Source organism: Amycolatopsis palatopharyngis, assembly GCF_003385185.1.
Classification (GTDB): Bacteria; Actinomycetota; Actinomycetes; order Mycobacteriales; family Pseudonocardiaceae; genus Amycolatopsis; species Amycolatopsis palatopharyngis.
This window is the reverse complement of record NZ_PQHZ01000013.1, coordinates 23,086-45,966: the sequence shown is the minus strand read 5'-3', so window position 1 is coordinate 45,966 and position 22,881 is coordinate 23,086. Positions and strand designations below refer to the sequence as shown.

The window sequence follows — 22,881 nt, the reverse complement described above, 5'->3', positions numbered from 1 at the left end:
TTGGACATGCCGCCGCCCGATACCCAGCCCCCCGATTCGGCGGTCGATGCCGCCAAGGCGAAGGTCGGCGCGGCGGCGCGGGCCACCATCGACAGTGTCCGTGCCTTCGCCGAGCGCACCGCCGCGCTACTCAACGCGCCAGCAGCGTTGCGGGCGAGCGCCCAGCAGCAGACTGCGATCTTGGCCGACCGGCAGGTACAGGTCGCCCTGCACGCCAAGCCGATCACCGAGCTGCGCGACCTCGCCGGCAAGGGCGCACGCCTCGGCACGCTCGCCGATGCCGGCTACAGCACGGTCGGCAGCGTCGCCAACGCGCAACCGTTCCAGTTGGAGGCTGTGCCGGGGATCGGGCCACAGACGTCCCAGCGGGTGTCGTCGGTCGCGCGTCAACTCGCCGCGCAGTTGCGGCGCGACACCCGGGTTCGGCTCGACCCCGACCGCCAGGACCCCGGCCAGACCCAGCTGCTCGCGATCCTCGCCGCCACTCGCCGCGCCGACAGTGCGGTCGCGTCGTTGCGGCAACCGCTGCAACAGTTCGTCGCGCAGACCACTCCGCTGGTGGCGCAGGCCGAGCGCGCGGCCAGCCGCGCGAGCATGTTCTTCAGTGGGCGTGCCAAGAAGCGTTCTGCCCTCGCCGCGTTGGCGCAGCTCGACGCGATCCTCGCCGAACCCCGCGTGGTGTCGCTGCAACAGACCGTGCAGCAGCAGGAACGGGCGCTCAACCCCGACTCCTACAGCCCGCAGCAGCTGTGGCAGGAGTACGCCAACGAGGCTGCCTCGGTCAACGCGCTGCTGTCCACAGTCGGCGGTGCCGGTGAGCAGGACGAGACCGAAGCTGCCCAGGGCTACATCCCGGAAGAGCTGCGGCAGGCGATCAGCGCGGTCCCGCTGGACCTCAGCATGCTCACCGCCACCCTCCGCGGCTACCAGGCGTTCGGCGCGCAGTACGCGATCCATCAGCAGCGCTCGATCCTGGGCGACGAGATGGGGCTCGGTAAGACCGTGGAGGCGCTGACCGTCATGGCGCATCTGGCTGCCAAAGGCCAGCTCCGTTTCCTCGTCGTCTGCCCCGCGAGTGTGCAGATCAACTGGATCAACGAGATCGGCAAGCACACCAAGCTCAGCGCCCACAGCCTGCACGGCGCCGACCGGGACTCCGCGACCCAGCGGTGGTTGCGCGCCGGGGGCGTCGCGGTGACCACCTTCAACACCCTCGACCGGCTGGACGGTGTGCTGAACAGCGAGGTCGCCTTGCTGGTGGTGGACGAGGCCCACTACGTGAAGAACCCGAACGCGCGCCGCTCGCAGGTCATCGCCGCGGCAGGCACCAACGCGCAGCGCGTCCTGTTCCTTACCGGAACTCCGATGGAGAACCGCGTCGAGGAGTTCCGAAACCTCGTCCAGTACCTGCAACCGAAAGTCGCCGCGCGGGTGAATGCCACCGACGCGATCGCGGGCGCCAAGCGGTTCCGCCGCGTCGTCGCCCCGGTGTACCTGCGCCGCAACCAGGAGGACGTGCTCACCGAGCTGCCCGACAAGATCGAGATCGAGGACTGGGTGCAGCCCACTCCCGCCGACGAGAAGATCTACGAAGCCGACGTGCGCGACCGCAAGCTCATGCAGATGCGCCAGGCCGCCTGGAAATCGCCCGACTCGGCCAAGCTCGACCGCCTCGCGGAGATCGTCGACGAGGCGCGGGAGGACGGGCGCAAAGTGATCGTGTTCTCCTATTTCCTGCAGGTGCTGAGCACGATTCAGGACAAGCTCGGCGGCGCCGCGATGGGCCCGATCAGTGGTTCGGTGCCAGCGCCCGCGCGGCAGGAACTGGTCGACGCCTTCACCCGGCACGAGGGCCACGCCGTGTTGCTCAGCCAGATCGAGGCCGGTGGCGTTGGGCTGAACGTGCAGGCCGCGTCCGTGGTGATCCTCGCTGAGCCGCAGTGGAAGCCGAGCACGGAGGAGCAGGCGATCGCGCGGGCCTACCGAATGGGCCAGATCCGCAAGGTGCAGGTGCACCGGCTGTTGGCCAAGGGCACCGTTGACGAGCGCATACGGGAGATCCAGGAACGCAAGAGCCTGCTGTTTGCCGAATTCGCGCGCAAGAGCGACGCCAAGGACGCCGATAACCGGTCTGTGGACACCAGCGAGCACCGACCGGCCGTCCTCGACGACGAGGCCGTCCCGATGGAACGGCGAATCATCCTGGCCGAGCAACACCGACTCGGCATCACCTGATCACCAACGAAGTAGGTGCTCGCGGACGAGTTGTAGCCCGAACAGCGGTTCTGCATTGAACATGGCTGTTGACGAATGCGCTGACGCCCGGACTCGTGAAGCCCACTTTCGGAAAACTGCTCCTGATGGGTGGCATTCGGTTGAACCCCCATACTTCATCCCGTGCTGTCGTACCGTGTTCGCGTGGGGAACGCAGGGGGAGATGTGAACGGGTATCAAGTCACGCTGGAGGCGATCGCCAGCGCGGGAAACGCTGCTGCGGACCTGGCTGACCAGCTGACCTCTATTGACCTGGCGGGCACTCTGACCGGTGTGCCGGAAGCGTTGCCTGGTGCCCGGTCCGCGCAGGCTGCACGCACGTTGTCCACTGCCTGGAAGGATGAAATCAGGCACTACGGCGACGCAGTTCGCGAGCACAGCGAAACGCTCTTGGCCGCGAGTACGCACTATGCGGTGAACGAAGACGCCGCCGAAGCGGATATACGGTTTAACCGCACCGGCGGAATGAGACCGATCTAGATGGCCGCCTTCGGTGAGATCCGTCAATGGCAACCTGACCTGCTCGATGCCGCTGAGCAGCAGCTCAAAGCGCGCAGTGATGATCTGCTCGGGTTCAGTGACGAGCTAGCCGCCGCGGCCACGCCAACCGGCTGGACGGGAGACGCTGCTCAAGCAGCATCGGCTCGACTCGCTCAGCACACGGACGGTATTGAGCACCTGGTCGCGGGCGTCAACGCCGCCCGTACCGCGCTGATGACTGCCTCGGACGCGATCACCGCTCTACTGCTCGATGTGTCCGAGGCAGATGCACTGGCCCAGGCGCATCAGATGACGGTTAGTGATCACGGCAGTGTCATCGACCCGGGGCCTCCGCCGGAAACCCCACCTGATCAGCTGGAGGCTGTAAGCCAGGAGCGGCAGCAGGTCAGGACCGAGTTGCTCGATCGAATTCGGCAGATCACTCAGCGCGCTACGGAGATCGACAACGAACTCGCCGACGTTCTCGGCAAGGTAGAACGCAACGAGATCGGTGACGGCGGCGCCACAACGTTGACGGCTGCAGCTCAGGCTGGCGCCGAGCAGGGTTCGCTACACGACCGAATTCTCGCCAAGTACCAGGTCTCAGTCGACCCGAACGGGATGACCACGTATCCCAGCGGTGCGCTCGGATGGCTTGCTGAGCGGTTCGGGATGGAGCCGCAGGAGGTCACCGCGAGCGAGGCAAGCCACCTTGATGACATTGGGATCGCTGGCGCCGTAGACGCATACGGCATCTACAAGACCGCACTCCACGACGCCGAGAACGTCTTTGGCGAAGAGGGCCGCAAGGCGCTCACCGATGGGCACGCGGACGCTTTCCGTCACGCCTATTGGAACGCACTGCTCGCGAACCGGTTCGGCCAGGACTGGACCGAGGGCTACACCACAGCGCACGAGCGCAAGCCGGACAACCCTGCCTCGTCCGAAGCCATGGATCTACACAACAACGAGGTTGGCCGGCGAATCGCTGCGGAGCATCCTGACGCAGGTCCCGACGAGTTAAAGCAACACATCGAGCAGGCAGTGCGGAATGGCGAGATGGTCGTGGTTGGCCAGGACGGCAGGCTGGTTCCGAGTGATCAGGTCGGCATCGGAGACACAGGCCGAGCCACGGATCCACCCGCACCTGGAGGCCACGATCCGACACCTCATGACGATGGAAACAGTTCCGGCGGATACAACTACGGACGCGACGGCGACAACTATGGCACTTACCAGAACTAGTCAGAGTCGATCGCTTGTCCTCCGGCTGCTCCTAATGACGGGGCTGATCTTGCTGATGCCATTTGCAACAGCTTGCGGCGATGAAGGGACCGAGTTGCGCGCGGACGAGCAGTTGACGGCCAAACTACAGGAGCTTCGCCAGGCAGGCGGATCGGTTCCGCTGCGCCAGCTTGTGCCTGGTGAGTGGGACCAGGTGCACAGTTTTGCTGAACCCGTATCGCGCGAGCTTGTTCAGCACACCGTCGGCGGGCAGATCGACATGGGCGAGATGTTCACTGGGCCCGGCAACATCCTTGTCTTTACCAATGCGGGTGCTGTTCAACAAGCGGTGTCCGTGCGCGTCAACGTGTTCGACGGGACCTACGGCCACGGCGTCCGCGTCGTTGCCGATCCGCCGAACACCGGAAGGCTCCAACTCGTGGACGGGAAGCCCTAATCGGTGCACGACCGACGTAGAACGAGGGTCGCCTGTGCGATTGCGTTCGTCCTGACGATGGGAGCGGGAGTTGTGGCCTGCTCGGCAGGCGTTGGCGAGAACGACAGAGTGTTCGCACGAGGAACTACGAGTGAACACGTCCAGACCGTCACGATCCAGCAAGCACTGCGGTTCGGTGGCATTGTGTTGCCGCCCTCGGCGAAGGTGCTGGGCGCGCGGGACGAGAACGGCCAAGACCAGCTCTATGTCCTGGCGATAGTGCTGGAGCCAGACGAGATTGACGTTCTCCTCTCAGACTCAGGTTTCACAGCACGCTTGCGGGCGGGGGAGCGCGTCTTCATGCAGCCGGTGGAGGGGTTCGAGCTGGGCAGCGGTACGGACGTCGCGTCTGGGGACGACCGCCTGCCAGCTGGCAGAGAGCGCGCTCACGGTGTCAACCGAACAGTCCTCGTAGACCGGAGCGATCCGACAGCACCGGTCGTGCACCTGTGGCTGTTTACCACGTGACCCTGTCGTCGCTCGCGCTATCGGAATTACGAGCGCAGTGCAGTCACGGATTCGAGAAGCCCGTTCTTCTCGAGTTAGCGGCCGACGATCCTGTTGCGGAACGCGCGCCACTCGGCGGGGGAGAGGACGAGGGCGTCGCCGCTGGCCGGGGCGGGGTGCTTGCTGTCGTCTAGGAGGACATAGGCGTCGTGCTGGGCGACGCGGACGCACGCGCCTTGGTTGTCACTGGCTGACGCCTTGCGCCAGACCGCTGCGATGAGGTCTACGCCGTCGACCGACGGCTTCCGCCCGGTGCCCAAAGCTCCTCCGCGATGTCCTCGATCAACGCCACCGAGCGCTTCCGGCTCAGTGCCTTACCGCGAAGATGTTCCCACAGCCGGGACGCGCGTTCGATCTCGGACACGTTGGACGTAGCCATACCGCCGGAGAAGGTGTCGACGTAGAGGACAGGTTTGTCATCCGAGTCCTCGAAGGTGAGCAGGTGGAAGTTGTGACCGGGCGCGCCATGCAGCTCGGTCAGCGGGATGACCTGGACGGCCACGCTTTGTAGCTTCGCCCGCTCTACCAGGTACAACAACTGTTCGTACATGACGGCGGGTCCGCCGACCTCGCGGCGGAGGGCGATCTCATCAATGACTGCCCAGAGCTGTAGTGGCTCTGCTTCGGTCAATCGACGCTGACGCCCCAGACGGACATCAGTGCGATGCTCGACTTCCAGTGGGGTGATGTCGATGGCGGTCTCGAACACCTCTCTCGCGTAGGACTCCGTCTGCAGGAGGCCGGGAACCATGTACGACTCGAAATTCTTGATCTGGACGGCCTCGGCTTCGTACCCCACGTACGGCCGAAAGCGGTCCGGTAGCGACTGGGCGGCCGAGTGCCACCAGCCGGTGGACTTCGACTCCCTGGCCAGCTCCTTCAACGCCGCCACGGTCTCCGCGTCCGCGCCGTAGAGTTCGGCCAGCGCCTGCACGTCGCGCACCTTCGGCTTTGCCACGCCGCGTTCGAGACGGCTCACCTTGCTCTGCGAGAAGTCCTCCACCTCCTCGGCAGCGGTTGTGGTGGTGTAGCCGGCGGATTCCCGGAGCTTGCGCAGCTCGGTACCGAGTCGTCGGCGACGGGGATTCGAGTCATTGCGTTCGGCCACGCCTCCACCATCGCGTATCCGGCGGGTCATGTCCCCAGCGCAAGCGGGCTTTCACCCGATTTGGCGACTATGCAGCGTAGCTAACAGTCGATCATATGTTGATGTGAATAGCTACTAAGCAGCGCGGCGTCACCCTATCCAGCGACTTCTCGATGCACACCGCTTGCGACTACATTAAAATGACTAGCTACACAAGCTAGTCGTAGCGGTGGCTCTGTCATGACCCCGACCTGGCAGAGCCACCGCCGTCCATGCCAAGGGGGAGAAGAGTGCGCCGCCGCATCCGGTATCGAAGCTCCAGTGGCAGACGTCGTCGTCTGACTGTTCACGCCCGGAGCGGGCGAGTGTGCCTCGTCTTCGATGACGGATCCTGGTGCGAGTTGCGCGGCCTGGAAGTGGGCCCGGTACGAGCAGCGTTGAAGGAGAAAGCAATCCTCGCAGCCAACGAGCCGGACCTGGACGAGTTGGCATGAGTGACGACTTCGCGCCGCATCTCGTCGCTCTCCGACACGCTGTAGCCGCAGGTTTCCAGTTCCAGCAGTTAGCCGAGGGGCTGTCCGGCGCACGTATGCGAGCGGGCACGATCGAGGTGCTGCTCGTGCGGGACACCACCGATTGCGTTGCGGCCCGCTACCGGCTGGACGACCTGGAACGTCCCGGGCCATGCGCGCTCTGGTCAGCTGGAGGCACCGTCGCTGAAATCGTCGACAGGTTGCTCGGGCTGCCACAGCACGGCGAGTCCGGCGCGCCGAGCCTGGCGCGATCGAGCGGACTGTGGCTGCCACGCTCGCCGAGGTGATTGAGCGGCCCACAACGCCCAGCCGCGGCCCCATCTCCAGGTGTTCAGCAGCCTGTGACCATCCGGCCAACCCCGCTCACCGGGGCCGGGCCCCTGGTGGGAGCAAATCGCCACTCCCGCCGAACAGAGCTTGATCCTGCCGGGCCGGGTGTTCCCTTAAGATCGAGACGTGGTGGTAGCGACGGCTGACGACGTCCGGTTCACCGTTCCGCTGTACACGATGGCGGAGGCGGCCCGGTATCTCGACGTGCCTACGACCACCTTCGGTGCTTGGGTCAAGGGTTACCGGCGCGAGTTTGTCGACCGCCCGCCGGTAACTGGGGAGGCAATGATTACCGGCGTGGAGCCCGAGGTGCGGGGAGGGCCTTCGATTCCCTTCGTAGGCCTCGCGGAAGGCATGTTCCTGTCGGCCCTCCGGCGGGCGGGCATGCCCCTACAGCAGATCCGGCCGGCGCTCGAGGAAGTTCGCACGAAGATCGGTGTTGAGCACGCACTTGCCTCAAAGCGTCTGTACATGGCCGGGGCACAGTTGCTGTGGGAGGTCAGCAGGGAAGAGTCCGTCGATGACGACACCCGGCATGGCGCTCGCGAACTCATCGTGCTCCGCGACGGGCAGTACGTGTTCAGCCGGGTGATCGAGCGGTACCTGCAACGGATCGAGTACGACGACACCTACGCCCGCCGGGTGCACTTGCCGAAGTACGAGGTGGCTGACATCGTGGCCGACCCCGAGACGAACTTCGGCCGCGCATACTTCACGCAAAACGGCACCCCCTTGTATGTGGTGCAGGGCCTGCTGAAGGCGGGGGAGGCGATCGAGGATGTGTCGGGCGACTTCGACCTGCCGGTCGATCAGGTCACCGAAGTCGCCCAGCGAGAGGGCCTGCTGGCGCCGTGAGCGGTAGTGAGGCGCCGCTGCGGCTGTTTCTGGACCGCAGCACCCAGGGCAGGCGCTTTGTTGACGCCGTCCGCGAACTCGTCAGCGACGTCGAGACGATCAATGATCGGTACGGGACCAAACCCGCGGAATCTGTTCCAGATACAACGTGGATCGCCGAGGCCAGTGCCGACAATCGAATCCTCGTCGGCGCCGACCGAAATATTCTGCGAAACCCGCTTGAACGACGAGCTATCTGCCTGGCTGGAGCGCGCTACGTCGTCTTTGGCAACAACAACATCCCGATGCGGACGATGATTGAACGCTTTGAACATCATTTGCCGCGCATCATCGAACTCACGTCGGTGTCCGGCCCATGGGTTTATCGAATAGCGCAACACGGGATCGAACGCTTAAAACTGAACTGTGCACCGGGAACGTGGGGTGTCCGCTGAACTCAGTTGCAGGTTCGATATCCCGAGTTGTTCTCGTGGCCCGTCACCTGCTCGATCAGGAAACGGCCGTCGTAGATGCGCCGAAACTCGTAGTCCAGCGACCACAGCGTGCATGAAGCACCGTCCGGGCCAAGGGCAGGGTCCTGCAGGCTGGTGAAGGTCAGCCACACCTGAGCGTGGTCCGAGCCCAGGTCGGCGTCGAGGATCTGGAAGTCGTAGTCGTAGCTGGTGGAGACTCCCTGGGAGAACTCAGCGTAGCTCACCTTGCCCTGCAAAGTCGGCGAGAGCTGGTCGTACGCGCTCGCATAGTCTCCGTTGTTGATTCCGCCGAAATACTGCGCGAGGGTGTAAGCGATCTCGGTGGTCCGCGTGTCGGCGGCGTCCGGTAGAAGGACGGGGTCCTCACCGGGCGGTCCCAGTGGGGGACTGTCACACGACACCGGTCGCGGCGACGGCATGTTGGCCAGTCTGTGCTTGACCTCCGTTACTTGAACGGCCAGCGTCGGACCGACCGGCGCTTCCGGCCCGGCGATGACAACGCCCGCGACTTGCCCTCGGGCGTCGATGAGTGGGCCGCCGGAGTTGCCGGGTTGGGTCACGATATCGGTTTCGATCAGGTTGTTCAGCACTTTTCCGTCGACCGATTCGGAATGGTCACGTTTCAACACGGTGCCCTCGGTCATCCGAAGTGGCTCATTCAGTGGATAACCGAGCGCGGCCAGGTTTTGCTCGATGCCCGGATCGGATTCGGCGAACGTCAACACTCTTCCAGATGCGTTCCGGCCGAGCTCAATTACTGCCAGGTCAGCCGCCGTGTCCAGGCCGGTGACCCGTGCCGCAAACGGGATGCCGTCCACCTGAACTGCGACCGCGGCGGCTCCCTCGATCACATGCGCGGCAGTGACCACAGTTGTCGGGGCGACGAGGAACCCAGTTCCGGACCCGGTGCCGTCGCAGGTGACGGCATACACCGGAACCACACCGGTCGAGAGTTCGGAGAACAGTGCTGGGAAGTCCGGCTTCTCATCGGCCGGAGCAGGTTTCGGCCAGGCTTCGATTGAATCGATGGTGGAGACGTCCGGGGAGACCGCCTCGTACCTCGTCCACTCATCGACAGACCATGGCGAAGCGCTGTCCGGTACGAGTAGATACACGCCGACGGTGCCTGCCACGAGCACACATACGAGACCTGCCAGCCAAGCGGCCCAAGACCGCCGCCTTGGCGGGGTGGTGGGCAAGCGGCAACCCAAGCAGTAACCGATGTTCTCCGACGTTGGCCGGCCGCAACGTGGGCACCACATCAGAATCCTTCCCGTCGCGTACTTACTAGTCGAACGGGACGCGCAAAACGCTACGGTGAACAATCGCCAATGAAGCGCCCTATTTTGTAACCCACTGATTCGGCTGTTCGGGGGTTGACGGGTGCGCGGTGATCGCGCGGACTGGTATAGCTATTGAGGTCATGACAGCCAAGAGGGGTATTCATGGTCGCCGCGCGGAAAACCTCGTGGACAGACAATCAGCTGGAGCGGCTGTGGAACTACATCACCCGACTGGCGGAGAACCGTGCGACTGCCCCTCCCTCCATCCGGTGGTTCCGCACACCCAGTTCCTGAGGCTGCCGCTGTGTCGACCCCCGGTTCACAACGGTCCGAACACCGTCGTTAACAGCGGTTCGGCAGAACACGACAGCAGGTAGGTCGGCACCTGCGTACGTAGCCTGCGGAGTGTGCGCTGACCAGGAGTGATGGTCCCGATTGGAAGGAACACCCTATGACCGCCCACCACGAGCGGGCCTTCGAGGATGCCATCGAAGCCGCGCTGATCGGCTCAGGTTGGCAGCGTGGGCAGCAGGAGGGGTACGTCCGGGAACTCGGCCTGGACACCGACCAGATGTTCACCTTCATCGGCGCTACCCAGAACGAGGTCTGGGAGCAGCTGCGTGTCTCCTACGGCGTCGATGCCGATGAGGCACAGCGGCAGTTCGCCCGGCACGTGGCCAGGGAGATCGACAAACGCGGTGCGGTTGACGTGCTCCGGCACGGCGTGCCCGACCGGGGCCACCTCATCAGGCTCGCCTACTTCCGGCCAGCGCACACGCTCGCCGACGACGCGCTCGTCCGCTACGAACAGAACCGCTTGTCCGTCACTCGACAACTCGCCTACTCGGAGCGCGACCGCGGCAAGGAACTGGACCTGGCGCTGTTCGTCAACGGCGTCCCGGTAGCCACGGCCGAGTTGAAGAATCCGCTCACCGGTCAGACCGTGGAACATGCGAAGGACCAGTATCGGCGCTCCCGGGACCCGCGCGAGTTGCTGTTTGCCAAGCGCACCCTCGCGCACTTTGCCGTGGACCCTGAACTGGTCTTCCTCACCACCCGGCTCGCCGGCGACAAGACTCGCTTCCTGCCCTTCAACACCGGTTCGGAGGGTCCCGGTGCGGACGGCGGGGCTGGTAACCCACCCGCGGCCCCCGGTCGCTACCGCACCTCCTACCTCTGGGACGAGGTGTGGCAGCCCGAGGCGTGGCTGGACATCATCCGCCGCTTCGTGCACCTGGAGGAAGGGGAGCAGCAACGGGGCGGTCGCAAGCTCGGACCGCACGCGAGGAATTTGATCTTCCCTCGGTACCACCAGTGGCACGCCGTCCGCAGACTCGTCGATCATGCGGTGGGCCACGGTTCTGGGCACAACTACCTCGTGCAGCACTCGGCGGGCTCCGGCAAGTCCAACACCATCGCCTGGCTCGCTCACCGGCTGTCCAACCTGCATTCCATCGACAACGACCAGGTCTTCGACAAGGTCATAGTGATCACCGACCGGTCCGTGCTGGACCGGCAGTTGCAGGACACCATCTACCAGTTCGAGCACCGCGCCGGCGTGGTTACCAAGATCAGCGACAAGTCGGAGGGGTCGAAGTCCGAACAGGTCAGCGCGGCACTAGCCGGTGAAACCACAAAAATTCTCATCGTCACGCTGCAGACCTTCCCGTTCGTGCTCGAGAAGGTCGACGGCCTCCGCGGCAAGCGGTTCGCGATCATCGTCGACGAGGCGCATTCCTCACAGTCGGGAGAGTCCGCGGCAGCGTTGAAGCGGGTGCTGACCAAGCTGGGCAGCGACGACATCGACGACGACGCCGACCCGCTCACGGCCGCGGCGCTGGCGCGCGGGAAGCACGAGACGCTCTCGTACTTCGCCTTCACCGCCACGCCCAAGCCCAAGACTCTGGAGCTGTTCGGCCAGCGTGAAGGCGACACCGTGCGCCCGTTCCACATCTACTCAATGCGCCAGGCGATCGATGAGGGGTTCATCCTCGACGTGCTGAGCAACTACGTCACTTACAAGACGTACTGGCGGCTCACGGGCGGGGACGACGACCGCGAGGTCGACGAGCGTAAGGCGAGTGCGGCTCTGGCCCGCTTTGCAGAACTGAGTCCCGCGAGTCTGCAGCAGCGGGCGGAACTGATTGTTGAGCACTTCAAGAAGCACACTCGTGGCCGGCTCGATGGCCGAGCAAAGGCCATGGTCGTCACCCGGTCGCGAGAGCACGCGGTGAAGCTGTACCGCAAGATCCAGTCGTACGTAGAGATGCGCGGGTACCAGGACTGCGGAACACTGGTCGCCTTCTCGGGCGAACTGAAGGTCGACAACCTGGACTCCGACGCCGTCACCGAAGCGAAGCTGAACGGCATCACTGAAAACGCCCTACCCAAGGCCTTCGCCTACACAAAAGCCGATGACCCGAATGCCGAGGCGAATCCCAAGCCGGAGTACCGGATTCTGGTGGTGGCGGACAAATACCAGACGGGCTTCGACCAGCCGTTGCTCACGACGATGTACGTCGACAAGTCGCTCAAAGGTGTGGCCGCGGTGCAGACCCTGTCCCGGCTGAACCGAACCCACCCGCGCAAGGGCCAGGATGACCTATTCGTGCTCGACTTCGCCAATGACGGCGAAGACATCCAGGAAGCGTTCAAACCGTTCTTCGAGGGCACGATCACCACCTCCACCGACCCGAACCTCATCTACGACGCGCAGCGCGCCGTAATGGACCACCAACTGCTGGTGGAGTCGGAGATGGAGGCCTTCGCCGACCAGTACGAACGCGCCCAGCAGCACCTCGGGGACCGCACGAAGTGGGAGCGTGCGCACGCCGAGTTGTACCGCTTCACCGATCCGGCGTGCGACCGATTCGCGAAGCTTCTGGAAGAGGACCCGGAGCGAGCGGAGGATTTCCGTGCCACGTTGCGCGACTACGTCCGCAAGTATGGCTTTCTGGCCCAGGTCGTCGGCTTCACGGATCGCACACTGGAACGGCTCTACGTCTACGGCAAGATGCTCATCCCTCGACTGGCCAGGCGGCAAGACCCCGGCATCGACCTGGGACAGGTTGACCTGACGCACCTGCGAATCGGCAAGACAGGTGATCACGACCTCAGCCTCACGCCCGAAGGTGAGCAGATGCTGCCGGGGTTCTCCGCGGACGGAGCGGGCGCCCAGAACGAGCCCCCACGAACGTCTCTGGCCGAGCTGATCGCCAACCTGAACGAGCGTTTCGGCAGCGACCTGGGGGAGCATGACATCGTGCGCGGGTCTGCGGAAGCAGCGATGGCCGAACCACAAGTACGTGCGGCGGCTTTCGCCAATGACGAGGAGAACTTCGGCCACGTGTTCGACGAAGTCTTTGAGGATAAGCTCTATGAGCGGATCGAGAACGACACCAAGGCCGTGCGCAAGTTCGCCGACGACGCCGACTTCAATTCCGAACTGAAGAGCATCGCCCGTCGGTACGCATACGAGTCGCTGCGCCGTGACGTCGCCTGAGGCGCATGTGACTCTGTCCGGCCGGTACGAGCTGACCGCGCCGATCGGGCGAGGCGGCATGGGCGAGGTCTGGTCGGCCTACGACAAGCGCCTCGATCGTGCGGTCGCGGTGAAACTGCTGCGCCCGCAGGCTCTTCCCGAAACAGGGGATCGGCCGGCGCTGGTCAAACGCTTCCTGCGGGAATCGCGTCTCACCGCACGAGTGGAACATCCCGGAGTGCCGGCGGTGTTCGACGCTGGCTCCGATCAGGACCGGCTATATCTGGTTATGCAGCTGGTTCCGGGAATCGACCTCGCCGACTACCTCGTAGAGCGGGCTCCCGTGTCGATCGGCTCGGCCGTTGCCGTCGCCGCACAGGTCACCTCAGTGCTGGCCGCGGCGCACGACATGTCACTTGTGCACCGGGACCTCAAACCACGCAACGTGATGATCCGGCCGGATGGAACCGTGGTCGTGCTCGACTTCGGTGTCGCCGCGTTGCTGGATGCCGACATCACCCGCCTGACCACGACCGGGGAGATGGTCGGTAGTCCGGCGTACATGTCTCCTGAACAGGTAGTCGGAGGGAAGGCCAGTACGCGCAGTGACCTGTACTCGTTGGGCTGCATCCTGCACGAACTGCTGGCCGGGGTTCGGCCGTTCACCGCGGAAGGGTCCTTCGCGGCCATGCGGCAACACGTGGACGAGCCTCCGCCACCGTTACGTTCCCAGCGCGCGGACGCGCCGGAGGAGTTGGAAGCCCTCGTACTTGACCTACTGGCTAAAGAGCCTGCGGACCGCCCAGCGGACGCCGCGGAAGTTTACGCGCGACTACGCCCGTTCCTTCCGGTGCGAGGTGACACGGATGAGCCCGCAGCTCCCGGTTCCGCACCGGATCCAACCAGGCCTTACCGCCAGCCGTATGCGCCTGCACCCCGCAGGCGGAGCGATCCAAGTCCGGCCCCCATCCCTGCGGGAGATGTGGGCCAAATGCGAGATGAAGCCGCGGACCTGGCGGAGGCAGGTCGCTTCACCCAGGCAGCCGAAGTGCTCACCGGCATCCTCGTCCGCGCAGACCTGGAGTTGCCGCAGCCGCAGTCACGAGGCGTGCGGCTACAACTGGCGAACACACTGCTGCTGGGCGGCGACTACGCCCGAGCTTTACCTCAGTACGAGCGCCTGATCGACGACGTCGCGCCGGAGCGCGGGCCGGAGGACCCGGACGTGCTGGCCTGGCAGGTGCAGGCTGCTATCTGCCGCGACGCGCTGGGCCAGTCGCAGGAGGCGCTGGCCCAACTCAATCCGGTCCTCGATATCCAGTGGCGACGACTTGGCCAGGTCGCCCCCGAAGTGGTCGAGCTACGTAGGCACACCGCGCTGCTTCGAGTGTCGTCCGGGCAGACCAGGAAGGCACTGGCGGACCTGCGAGAACTCATGGGTGACCTGGGCCCAGGCCACCCAGAAACAGCTGAAGTCGCTGAGATTATCCATAGGCTTGGCGGTTAGGTTTACGGCATCCGGAAACCCCGTAACAGGATGAGGGCCCATGAAAGATTACCCAGAGATCGGGACTTTGACTGGGGTCTATCTCGAGGACAGTTTTGTCATCGAGATCGCGGAGGAGTCGGACACGGTCAAGTTCAAGGTGGATGCAGTGCTTGCGAAAAATCATCCCATGTATAGAGAGCCCAAGCATGGCGAGCAGTACTGCTACGCAGACGGCTGGCTGGTGTTCGCCGGTGCGTCTCGTATCGACTGGGTACGGCGCTGTGAACAGCGTTTCACGGACGCAGCAGGCGATGAGGATCTAGGAAACATCGACTATCTCAAACTAGAGCAAGATCATTGGCTCGTTGGTGGCGACTGGGGAGAGGTGCGAATATTTGGTGATGTAGTACCGGAACTTGTCTTCGCCAGCGACGCGAGTTAGTTGATTGACCCCGATGGAAGCGCTTCTAAAAGTAGGATCCTGCTTGGGCACGTCGGATGGCGGCTTCCGTGCCAAGTTCCGCTCGGGCGCTGGGTTGGGCCAGGTAGTAGCTGATCATGTAATAAACTAGGGCAGGGTCAACTCCGAGAGACTTGCCCTGCAGGGCAAGTCCAGCGGCGCGCGGAGGCTTGCCGCCCCAGAGTTTGGCTGTACGGCGTCGCGCGAAGTGATTATCCGAACCTCGGATCCAGACTTCCGGGCCATCACCGTTGAGCGCGGACACGTGCATCACGCTGTTCCATGGCAGTTGTGACTCGTAGCCCCAGCTTCGGTGTTCCAGGCCGTGGGGTGTGAGCAACAGATGTCCGCGAGCGATCCTCTTTCTAGCGATCTGGACGAAATAGGTGGCGAAGAACAGTCCAATCGCGCCGAAGACCACCGCTGCACCAAGTGGAGCTTTTGATTCGCCCGTACCCACACTGGAGGCGAAGTCGTATGTCGCAGCGGCGAAGATCGCCACCAGCAAAGCCATTAGTAGACTTGAGCCGGCGAAAGCGATCCTTGAGTATGGAACATTTGTGGCGGGCCGTCCTTGTGAGTCAGTAGCCGCGCTGATCTTCCCTCCGCCACCCTTTCGCAATCGAACTCTGCTGTCAAAGCCGACCACCATGATGGTAACGAAGAGCAGGCCAAAGATCAGTAAGTACTTGGCGGACCCAGGAGATTCACCGGTTGCCATAACTGCGGCGCCCACAAACGAAACTAATGCCAGGAAGCCAATCCAGGCTAGGCCGAAGTACCATTTCATTTTCTTGGTGTTCGCCCATTCCGATGGCCACGGCACTAGACTAGAAGATGGCATTCCACGCGTCCCCAACCGCACCGCCGACAGCTTCGGCCGCACCGCCGATGGCTTCTCCTGTGTTCACTATGGCTTCGCCGCCTGCTGCGAAGGCGTCACCGACCGCCCCGATCCCGTTCTCATAGATGGAGTCTATGGCTCCGGAGGTGAAGATGCCTACTCCTGCGCCCACCACGGCACCGACCGCAGTACCCACCCCTGGCACTGGAACGAACGAGCCAACGAGCGCGCCTGTTCCGGCGCCGGCAACTACTGACGCTGCGAACCCACCCGCACCTGACACGACTGCTTGACCAACAGGTTTGTCGGCGACGGCAATGTCGTAGACAATTCCCGCGGCTGCTAACGCGCCACCAGCCCTGATAGCCACTCGTCCAGCACCTGCCTTGGCGTCGGCGGACTCCCTGGCAAGGTCATCTGCTGACTGGCTCATCGTTCGCGCCGTGTCCACATCGCGGTAGACGGTACTGGGTTGAGCGCCGGACGCGGAGGTCGCTTGTGTCATGTACCTAGCGGCGTCATCGGCGAGGCGAGTTGATTCAGCCAGGAGTGTTGCTGAGTGTATTGATCGGAGTGTCTCGACGGCACCGTTAGCCAGGTCTCCAATGGTCAGAAACCACTTAGTCTTGATGTCGTTGGCTACGTTGTTAATGGTGTCATCGATAAACTTCTGCGTGCGCCTGACGGCCTCCGTAGCGTCCCTGGCGGAATTGAAGGCCGTTACCAATCCAGTGTGCGCATTTTGCGCTGCAACCGCCTGACCATGTGCGGTCACTGCATCGGGTGTTGCTGAGTCGTCAGTCGGCGGAGGACCTGGCGCAGGTGGTGCGGGTCCAGGTTCATGAATGAGGTCGCCGCGCCTACTTCTGTCTCTGTCGCGTGGTCCACCACGATGCTCCCCCGAGTTCGGTCCAGCGCTGACCCTCCCGGTCAGCGGTCACGATTAAAGCACACACATGCGCTCTCAGTGACCCGATCGTGTTGGTTCTGATCCAACGAGAAACGCGTATCGCTTCGTCTTGCCACCTCTGGCAGCGAGGAGGGGAAGTGGAAGCTGATTGCTGTGGGTGACCTTGGCGCCACGTCGTCCTGTGGTGCAGCCACAGGCAGGTCTCAAATCGGCCACGGTCGAGGAAGTTCTCCCGGCCGTGTCAACGGAAAGTCTTCCCGTAGCGCTGTTCGGGGTACGGCTACGCACCCCCGACAGACGAGGTCCAGATGAAGAAGACGTTGTTCGCGTTGTTCGCAGCGCTGGCGTTGATGTTGCTGAGCACGCCCAGCGCATCCGCCAAACCAGTGCCGGGCGACGTCGTTGTCATGGCTGAACCGGGGCACGAGTGCGGTACGGCGGTGGTGACGTTGATCAACACCACCAAGTACTACTTCGGCGCCGTGTACTCGTCGACGGTGACTCCGACGAACGGCGCGGGTAGCAAGCTCGCCGTCGACAACCGTGCGGATGGTGACCTCGATGGCGACCACTCCAGGACCATGAAGTTCGCCGAGGACGAGGGCAAAGATCGCCAGGCCATCGTGGACGTCTACGTCACCGAAGGTGCCGAGCAGGACAACTACAAGGACGAGAACGGTCTGCGCCCCAGCGCATTCGATCAGGTCATCGTGAGCACCGACTGCTTGCCGAATCCCGGTGACGCATGCGAGGCCGACGGGAAGCCTGGCACGGTCGGCGACGACGGCGAGTGCGTGCCCGACCCGCAGCCGGGTGACGAGTGCCTGACCGACGGTGGCCTCGAGGGCACCCTGGACAAGGACCTGGAATGCGTCGCCGACCCGGTTGACGCGACGACCACGCCGCCGCCGTCGGAGACCACGAACCCGACGACCACCACCCCTGCCACACCGTCCACCTCGACGACGACCTCAGCCGCCGGCGGCGGAGCCCCGGGGTTCCAGGACAAGGACTGTGACGACCTGACCACCCAGCAGGCCCGTTCCCTGCTGGCTCAGGACAGGACCGACCCGCACAACCTGGACGCCGACAACGACGGCGAACCGTGCGAGATCGACCAGGTAGCCATCGCCAGCAACACCGGAAACCTGGCTTCCACCGGTGTATCCGGTGTCGGCTCGATGGTTCCGTTGGGTGGGCTGCTGATCGCGGTTGGTATCGCCGCTGTGCTCCTTCCGCGCCTGCGCCGCAACTGACCGTCTCGTAACGACCTGTCAAGCGCCAGCACTTCAACGGAGGTGCTGGCGCTTGGCGTTTTGGGTCGGCGGTTCGTTCTGACCGCTGGCGGCGACCGTTGATCTCCAGGATGCTGTGGGCAGACTGGAAGGACTGGGAATGAACCAGCTGCGCGAAGACACTCGTCTGCCAACCGACGAACGGGTGCGGGTCTTCGGCGGACGCCGGATCCTCGCGCTGGACGGCACTGAGCCCGAGGCGTTCGCGACGCGGGGCGAGCGGATCGTCGCCAGCGGCTCGCGCGCCGAGCTGCTCGACAGGTTTCCCGGCGGCGAGTTGATCGACCTCGATGGTGCGCTCGTGGTTCCGGGGTTCAACGATGCCCATTGCCATCCTTCCCAGGCCGCCCTGGCCCGGATCCGGGTGGATCTCACCGCCACGCAAACGCCGGAAGACCTACGGGAAGGGTTGCGAGCCAGGGCCTCCGCCGTACCAGCTGGCGAGTGGGTCGTCGCGCAGGCGTTCGACGAGCGGCGTCCCGGGATGGGTGCCGTCGACCGTGCCTTCCTGGACTCGGTGAGCCGCGAGCATCCCGTCGTCGTGGTGCACTACACCTTCCACAAGGCCGTGGCGAACAGTCGCGCACTGGAGATACTGGGTTACCGCACACCCGAGGATGCCCCGTATGGCGGGCAGCTGATGACCAATGTGGACGGTGAGCTCAACGGCTGGCTGATCGAACGCGCCTGGCTGGATCCTTGGTTGCCCGGCTCTGGCCGGGACTCGATCGTCCCGGTCGGGGAGGAGTCCGCGCAGGTCGCCGCGCTGGCCGAGGTGAACGCCGAACTACATGCCGTCGGCATCACGTCCTACTGCGACGCGATCGTGACGCCCACCGAACAGGACATGTACTCCGCCGCGCTCAGCCGAGGCAGGCTCACACCCCGAGTGGCAATGCTGTTGTGGCACAGCTACTTCGACGAGGCCTCCTGGACACCGTCGGCGGCCCCGGAGGATCGCCTGCGCCTGGCCGGAGTCAAGCTGATGCTCGACGGAGCCCTGTCCGGCGGCACCTGCCTGTGTCAGCAGCCCTACGCCAGCGCCACCGGCCGGGACAACGGACTGCAGATCGTGTCCGATGAGGACTTTGCGACAACCGTCCGCCGTGTGCACGCAGCCGGTGCCAGGGTCGCCGTGCACGCCAACGGTGATCTCGCCATCAGCAAGGTGCTCGACGCTGTGGAATCGCTGCCCAAACCGGAAAAACCCATCAATCACCGCATCGAGCACTGCAGCATCGTGGACGACCGGATCATCCAGCGGATCATCGCGGCCGGCGTCACGCCGGTGCCGTTCGGCGCCTTCATCCATTTCCACGGCGAGGCGATCGAAGCGTTTTACGGCACAGAGCGGGCAGCGCGCGCATGCGCTCACCGGTCGATGCTGGCTGCTGGACTGGCCGTCGCCGGGTCGTCCGACTTCCCGCTCGTGCCGATCGATCCGCTACTCGCGGTCCAGAGCATGGTCACCAGGCGGTCGCGTGGCGGCGGAGTGTTCGGTGCGGGCCAGCGGCTTTCGGTTGCCGAGGCACTTGGCGTCTACACCCACGGATCCGCACACGCCACCGGCGAGGCCGCGGTGAAGGGCAGGTTGACACCGGGGCAGCTCGCGGATTTCGCCGTGCTGGACAAGGACGTGACGAAGATCGGCGCAGAAGAACTACGTGACGTCGCTGTGCGGTCGACCTGGGTGGGTGGGAAATGCGTTTACCGTGACTCTTCTTGATCGCATCGATGCGACGTTCCCCCGTTGTCGTGAACTCTGTTCCCCGTTATCGGAGTACGTGCCAGGCTTTGACAACAGGACATCGTTGGCATGGGGGAAATGTGAAGAGGATGCACGTCCTTTCGGCTGCGGTCGCCGCGGGGACTATCGGGATCGGTGTTGTGGCCATGGCCTCGCCGGGGTGGGCGGCGAGCGGACCGGCCGATATGTCCAGCCAAGCCTGCAGGCTTGCCGCATGGGGACCGACCGTGGATGCGAAAGATATCCATGGCCGGGCCGGCCGCGGTGGTTGCGCCAGCGGAAACTCCGTCAATTACCTGTGGGCCCGGGTGTATCGAGACATCAACAACTGGCCGGATGCTCTGCGTGGCGAGGCAGTCGCGAGGCATGTGACCAACGGCTGGGTGGACGTGAGCGGACCGTGTGGCCCTCGCGCGTCCTACTATGCGCAGGCTTCTGACAGCCGGGGTAACGCCGTGGAGACGCGGCACGTCTTCGTGTGCTGATGGACATCACCCTTGACGGCATCAGCTACGCCTACGGCCGCAAGCTCGTCCTGCGCGACATCAACTGGGTGATCAGTCCGGGCGTGACCGGCCTGCTCGGCGAGAACGGTGCCGGGAAGACCACCCTGTTGTCGGTGCTGGTCGGTCTGCTGCGACCCAAGGCCGGGGCGATCACCATGGAAAGCGACCGCCCGGACACTCGGCCGCGGTTCGGCTTTGTCCCACAACGGTTCTCTCTCGCCGGTGAGATGCGCGTGGTGGACACCGTGAGCTACACGGCGTGGATCAACGGGGTCCCGCGCCGCGAGTGCGCGGCGGCCGCTGGCCGTGCCCTGGATGCGGTGGACCTCTCGGACAAGGCGGACGCTCGGTCCCGTTCCCTGTCCGGTGGACAGCGCCAGCGACTGGGACTCGCCGCCGGACTCGCCCATGACCCCGATGTGCTCGTGCTTGACGAACCCACCGTGGGCCTCGACCCCACGCAGCGCGTGCGGGTCCGTGAGGTGATCGCGGCTCTCGGCCAGACCCGCACCGTGCTGCTGTCCACGCACGTACTCGAGGATGTGCGCTACGTGTGTAGGCGGGTCGGAGTCCTGGCCTCCGGCAGGTTGGCCTTCGACGGCACCGTGGCCGAGGTCGAGGCGACCATCGAGGCCGGGACAGCGCGGACGAGCGGCCTGGAGTCGGTGCTCGAGCGCGGCTACCGCACCCTGCTCGACACATTGGGCGACGACGCGTGATCCGAGTTCGCTCCAGCCTGTGGCCGTTGCCGCACGTGCTGCTCGTACCGGCGGCCGCGATCGCTCTCGTCGTGCTGTTCTCGACCTGGTCGATGATGCCCTGGCCCTATCCTCGGTGGGGCCAGACGTCCGCTCAGTGGCACCAGCAGTTCGCCTGGGCAGGCCCGATCGCGGGCGCCGCGGCCTGCTACTACGCGGTCCGGGTCAACACCGCCGACCGGATCTGGTCCCAGCCGCGCGCACCTCGCCTTGGGTCGGCGGCCGTCGGCCGGCACCTCACGTTGCTCATCGCCTGGTTCGTCGGCGCCTATGCCCTCGCGCTTCTCCCGCTGACGCTGGCCGCTGCCGTTCGCGGCGCTATCGGCTCTCCGGCGCCGCTGGTCATCCTCTCCGGGGTGCTGGCGATGACGGCCGCCATCGGGCTCGGATACGTGCTGGGCACCCTGGTCCACTCGATGGTCATCGTGCCGATCACCGCACTCGCGCTGTACGCCCTGTTCGTGCTCTCCAACGCGGGCGCCGACACCTTCGCCCCGGTGGCTCCAGTCCTGTATCTCGAACCGCAGCTCGGTCAGACCGAGTCGACGCCACTGGTGGTGTTCCGGGTCGCGCTGTTCCTGCTCCTCACCGGTTCGACAGCCGCGCTCGCGGCCACAGTGCTGCACCGCAGGTCGTCGGGGCAGGGCCGCAACCACGCTCTGCGTGCCGCCGACATCACTCTTTACGCCATCGCGCCGGTCGCCCTGATCGCCGTGGCCCTAGCCAACCAGCCTGCATTGTTCACGGTCGAACCAGAGCCCGCACAAGTGTGCGGGGAGGCTCGTGGCATGACCTACTGCGTGCACGCGGCTAACGAACCCCAGTTACCCGCGCTGATCGCCGCCTTCGACCCTGTCTTCGCCCGATACGGGACCGAACCGCTCAACATCCAGGCTGTCTGGGACGAATCGCTGGTTCTCGGCGGCGAACTCCGCACAGCGGCAGCGGGAAGCACGGTGATCATCCCGCTGAGGGCGGATGGAGTCATCGATGCGGTCCCCTCCGGAGTGATCGAGTCCCTCACGGGCGTCCGCGCGTGCATGACGGCGCCGGCCACGGAGCAGAGCGGCGACCTCACGACCGTGCAGCTCGACCTGGCCGCGTACCTCACCGGCGGCAGTCCACCGAGCGGCACCTTCGCTGGGATGAGTGAGCGACAGGTGCAGGACTGGATTCGGGGACACCAGCGCCAACTCAGCAACTGCACCCTCACACTTCGCGACGTTCCGCGCGCATGATCCGCACTCTCGTCCTCAGTCGTGGCATCCACCGGGCCCTGGTGGTCGCGATCCTCGCGGCTGGTGTCAGCGCCGTGATCGGGCGCAACGTCATTGATGTCGACCTGTCGCCCGTCCACCCGAACCGGCTTCCGGTCGCCGAACTGTGCGCGATCGTGGCCGCCACTCTCATGGCCATCCTGACCCGCCCCCGGTTCTGGGAATGGGATCGCACGTCTCGCGGCCGGCGCGCCCACGTCCTCGCGGGCGTCGTCGCAGCGTTGGAGATCATGTTGCCCGCGCTCTGCGTGCTCGTCGTGGTGCCCGGACTGCCGGAGCGGACGCCGTGGGTTTGGGTGCTCGCCAACGCCCTCACCATGGCGGCGCTCGTGCAGGCTCTGGCCCCGCTCACCGGCCCGCTCTGGGCCGGGCTGCTCGGACTTCTTTCCTGGCTCGGATTCGGCCTGATCCACAACCTCGAGCCAGGCCTGCGTCACGTCGTGCCGACGGCCGCCTACCCCGAAGCGGACGCGCACTGGGGCGCGACCGTCGCAATCATCGCGATCGCGCTGCTCGTCCACGTCCGGACCTGCGGCGCCACCGCGCTGTCTCGTCGACGATCCGCGGACTAG

Annotated in this window: 21 protein-coding genes; 16 read left to right on the top strand and 5 right to left on the bottom strand. The window is 64.7% G+C overall.

Annotated elements, in window-relative coordinates:
• The first annotated feature begins 6 nt into the window (after positions 1-6).
• The 5 genes from D0C15_RS12690 (at position 7) to D0C15_RS12670 (ending at position 4,942) form a co-directional block, all read left to right on the top strand.
• Positions 7-2,235 (top strand): DEAD/DEAH box helicase, encoded by a 2,229-nt coding sequence (locus tag D0C15_RS12690; protein ID WP_116044475.1) that lies wholly within the window; start codon positions 7-9, stop codon positions 2,233-2,235.
• A 183-nt stretch (positions 2,236-2,418) separates the two neighbouring features.
• Entirely contained in the window at positions 2,419-2,754 is a 336-nt protein-coding gene (locus D0C15_RS12685; protein ID WP_162830060.1) for a hypothetical protein, read from the top strand.
• Positions 2,755-3,999: a DUF6973 domain-containing protein gene (locus tag D0C15_RS35035; protein ID WP_245975728.1), complete on the top strand. Its 1,245-nt coding sequence runs from the start codon at positions 2,755-2,757 to the stop codon at positions 3,997-3,999.
• Between the two features lie 34 nt (positions 4,000-4,033).
• Positions 4,034-4,435, top strand: coding sequence for a hypothetical protein (locus D0C15_RS12675; RefSeq protein ID WP_116044471.1), 402 nt, complete (start codon positions 4,034-4,036; stop codon positions 4,433-4,435).
• 3 nt (positions 4,436-4,438) lie between these two features.
• On the top strand, positions 4,439-4,942 hold the full coding sequence (locus D0C15_RS12670; RefSeq protein WP_162830059.1) for a hypothetical protein: 504 nt from the start codon (positions 4,439-4,441) through the stop codon (positions 4,940-4,942).
• A 74-nt stretch (positions 4,943-5,016) separates the two neighbouring features.
• Here the strand turns inward: D0C15_RS12670 and D0C15_RS35695 are convergent, their stop codons facing one another.
• Together D0C15_RS35695 and D0C15_RS12660 are read right to left on the bottom strand one after the other, a co-directional pair.
• The gene (locus D0C15_RS35695; protein WP_116044467.1) at positions 5,017-5,241 is read right to left on the bottom strand and encodes a DUF397 domain-containing protein; all 225 of its coding nucleotides are present in this window, start codon (positions 5,239-5,241) and stop codon (positions 5,017-5,019) included.
• Positions 5,205-6,089: a helix-turn-helix domain-containing protein gene (locus D0C15_RS12660; RefSeq protein WP_162830058.1), complete on the bottom strand. Its 885-nt coding sequence runs from the start codon at positions 6,087-6,089 to the stop codon at positions 5,205-5,207. Before D0C15_RS12660 ends, D0C15_RS35695 begins: the two co-directional genes overlap by 37 nt.
• 469 nt (positions 6,090-6,558) lie before the next feature.
• Here D0C15_RS12660 and D0C15_RS12655 point away from each other — a divergent pair, with 469 nt between their 5' ends.
• From D0C15_RS12655 to D0C15_RS12645, 3 genes are all read left to right on the top strand, one after another.
• Entirely contained in the window at positions 6,559-6,888 is a 330-nt protein-coding gene (locus D0C15_RS12655; protein ID WP_116044464.1) for a hypothetical protein, read from the top strand.
• Positions 6,889-7,108: 220 nt separating this feature from the next.
• On the top strand, positions 7,109-7,786 hold the full coding sequence (locus D0C15_RS12650; RefSeq protein ID WP_162830057.1) for a DUF433 domain-containing protein: 678 nt from the start codon (positions 7,109-7,111) through the stop codon (positions 7,784-7,786).
• Positions 7,783-8,220, top strand: coding sequence for a PIN-like domain-containing protein (locus D0C15_RS12645; RefSeq protein WP_116044460.1), 438 nt, complete (start codon positions 7,783-7,785; stop codon positions 8,218-8,220). Before D0C15_RS12650 ends, D0C15_RS12645 begins: the two co-directional genes overlap by 4 nt.
• Before the next feature lie 2 nt (positions 8,221-8,222).
• On the opposite strand, the gene D0C15_RS12640 is transcribed toward D0C15_RS12645, so the two are convergent.
• Complete coding sequence (locus D0C15_RS12640; protein WP_116044458.1) at positions 8,223-9,521, bottom strand: S1C family serine protease; 1,299 nt, start codon at positions 9,519-9,521, stop codon at positions 8,223-8,225.
• Between the two features lie 472 nt (positions 9,522-9,993).
• On the opposite strand from D0C15_RS12640, the gene D0C15_RS12635 reads away from it, so the two are divergent.
• The 3 genes from D0C15_RS12635 to D0C15_RS12625 are packed head-to-tail and all read left to right on the top strand — an operon-like array spanning position 9,994 to position 14,954.
• Positions 9,994-13,044, top strand: a complete 3,051-nt coding sequence (locus D0C15_RS12635) for a type I restriction endonuclease subunit R (RefSeq protein WP_116044455.1) — start codon at positions 9,994-9,996, stop codon at positions 13,042-13,044.
• Positions 13,031-14,530: a serine/threonine-protein kinase gene (locus D0C15_RS12630; protein WP_162830055.1), complete on the top strand. Its 1,500-nt coding sequence runs from the start codon at positions 13,031-13,033 to the stop codon at positions 14,528-14,530. The genes D0C15_RS12635 and D0C15_RS12630 overlap by 14 nt, the downstream gene beginning before the upstream one ends.
• A 40-nt stretch (positions 14,531-14,570) precedes the next feature.
• Positions 14,571-14,954: a hypothetical protein gene (locus tag D0C15_RS12625; protein ID WP_116044450.1), complete on the top strand. Its 384-nt coding sequence runs from the start codon at positions 14,571-14,573 to the stop codon at positions 14,952-14,954.
• Between the two features lie 25 nt (positions 14,955-14,979).
• Here the strand turns inward: D0C15_RS12625 and D0C15_RS34110 are convergent, their stop codons facing one another.
• On the bottom strand, positions 14,980-15,798 hold the full coding sequence (locus tag D0C15_RS34110) for a hypothetical protein (protein WP_162830054.1): 819 nt from the start codon (positions 15,796-15,798) through the stop codon (positions 14,980-14,982).
• A 4-nt stretch (positions 15,799-15,802) separates the two neighbouring features.
• Complete coding sequence (locus D0C15_RS34105) at positions 15,803-16,543, bottom strand: hypothetical protein (RefSeq protein WP_162830051.1); 741 nt, start codon at positions 16,541-16,543, stop codon at positions 15,803-15,805.
• Positions 16,544-17,034: 491 nt separating this feature from the next.
• Between D0C15_RS34105 and D0C15_RS12610 the strand changes: the two genes are divergently transcribed.
• The 5 genes from D0C15_RS12610 (at position 17,035) to D0C15_RS12590 (ending at position 22,881) form a co-directional block, all read left to right on the top strand.
• On the top strand, positions 17,035-17,982 hold the full coding sequence (locus D0C15_RS12610; RefSeq protein WP_116044443.1) for an excalibur calcium-binding domain-containing protein: 948 nt from the start codon (positions 17,035-17,037) through the stop codon (positions 17,980-17,982).
• 139 nt (positions 17,983-18,121) lie between these two features.
• On the top strand, positions 18,122-19,747 hold the full coding sequence (locus tag D0C15_RS12605) for an amidohydrolase (RefSeq protein ID WP_116044440.1): 1,626 nt from the start codon (positions 18,122-18,124) through the stop codon (positions 19,745-19,747).
• Between the two features lie 505 nt (positions 19,748-20,252).
• Positions 20,253-20,993 (top strand): ABC transporter ATP-binding protein, encoded by a 741-nt coding sequence (locus D0C15_RS12600; RefSeq protein WP_116044650.1) that lies wholly within the window; start codon positions 20,253-20,255, stop codon positions 20,991-20,993.
• Positions 20,990-22,270, top strand: a complete 1,281-nt coding sequence (locus tag D0C15_RS12595) for a hypothetical protein (protein ID WP_116044438.1) — start codon at positions 20,990-20,992, stop codon at positions 22,268-22,270. The genes D0C15_RS12600 and D0C15_RS12595 overlap by 4 nt, the downstream gene beginning before the upstream one ends.
• A complete protein-coding gene (locus D0C15_RS12590) occupies positions 22,267-22,881 on the top strand; it encodes a hypothetical protein (protein ID WP_116044435.1) in 615 nt (204 codons plus the stop codon). The genes D0C15_RS12595 and D0C15_RS12590 overlap by 4 nt, the downstream gene beginning before the upstream one ends.